This window comes from Aequorivita vitellina (genome assembly GCF_022008365.1).
In the GTDB taxonomy this organism is placed as follows: domain Bacteria; phylum Bacteroidota; class Bacteroidia; order Flavobacteriales; family Flavobacteriaceae; genus Aequorivita; species Aequorivita vitellina.
In genome coordinates, this window is sequence record NZ_JAIRBA010000087.1 from 1 (window position 1) to 1,272 (window position 1,272).

The following is a 1,272-nucleotide window of genomic DNA, read 5'->3' on the forward strand; positions in this document are numbered from 1 at the left end:
GTTCTTTCATTGAAAGCAGCAAGTAACATAGAAGCAGTTTCTATCTACAACCTATTAGGTCAAGAAGTATTGCGCACTGAAGTTGGTGCAACTACTTCAGATATTAACCTATCTGGAATTACTACAGGAGCTTACGTTATGAAAGTTACTGTAAATGGACAGACAGGAACTTACAAGATTTTGAAAAACTAATTTTTCATAATCCTTTATATAAAGCCATCCGCGAAAGTGGGTGGCTTTTTTTTATTTAACTATTCTGAAAACTTATTTTAAGTGTAATTAAAATTTTAGAGAAATATCTAAACTGTTATTTCAAGATACCCTATAATTTTAGAAGAGATAAATGGAATTCAATATGAAGATTTAGAATTTTACTTATTACTATTTATAAATAAAATTTTGTAGAACAGCCTTATTTAAATATCTTTATACCAAATTAACTTAAATTATTAAATATTATGAAGAAAATTACAATTATGATGTTGTTTTTCGTTGCTGCTATTGGATTTAGCCAGGAACAAGTAAAAATGCTTGGAACTGACAATCCTGTTAGTTTTGAACAACAACGAACCGAAGTGAATTCGACCACTGTTACACCTACCAATGCAACGCCTGTTAGAGATATTGCAGTATTAGGTAATAACAATCCTACCTATTTGGCTGCTTGTACCGAGGAAAATCCTAACGATGGAACTTTCGAGAATGGTTTTAACTGTTCGTCTGCTTCAGCTTTTATGACTGCCAACGATATTACTGTTGCTGCTGACGAAAACTTTACTTTAACAAACATTACTGCAAGTATTTTCGCCAACGGTGGAATTACAAACGTAGATGTTAATTATTACGACGATGCAGCTGGTCTTCCGGGAGCACTTATTGGTTCTCAAGCGTCTGCTACAATTGACAACCAAGCGGTTATTGGGAACAACTTCGGCTTCGATGTTAATGAAATTGAACTAAGTGTTACTCCTTTTGATTTTATGGGTCAAGCTGGAACAGCTACAACTTACTGGATCGAACTTTCGGTTACAGATGGTGGAGCTACCGGTAGTGTGTTTTGGGTTGTAACCTCTTCTACTATGGAAGCTAATCCTAGCGCACAGTTTGACGCTGGTTGGACTATTCCAGATCCACTTATGGATGGCGTTTACATCTGGGAAGGTGACTGTAACCCAATTGGCGGTGGCGGCGGAGCTTGCCAAGAAGAGAATCCTAACGATGGTACTTTCGAAAATGGCTTTAACTGCTCTTCGGCATCTGCATTTATGACTG

Annotated in this window: 2 protein-coding genes; both read left to right on the forward strand. The window is 36.5% G+C overall.

What is annotated here, in order from left to right; translation table 11 throughout:
* On the forward strand, positions 1 to 192 hold a 192-nt coding region (locus K8089_RS16060; protein ID WP_237603990.1), incomplete at its 5' end, for a T9SS type A sorting domain-containing protein.
* A gap of 266 nt (positions 193 to 458) precedes the next feature.
* On the forward strand, positions 459 to 1,272 hold an 814-nt coding region (locus K8089_RS16065; protein WP_237604305.1), incomplete at its 3' end, for a hypothetical protein.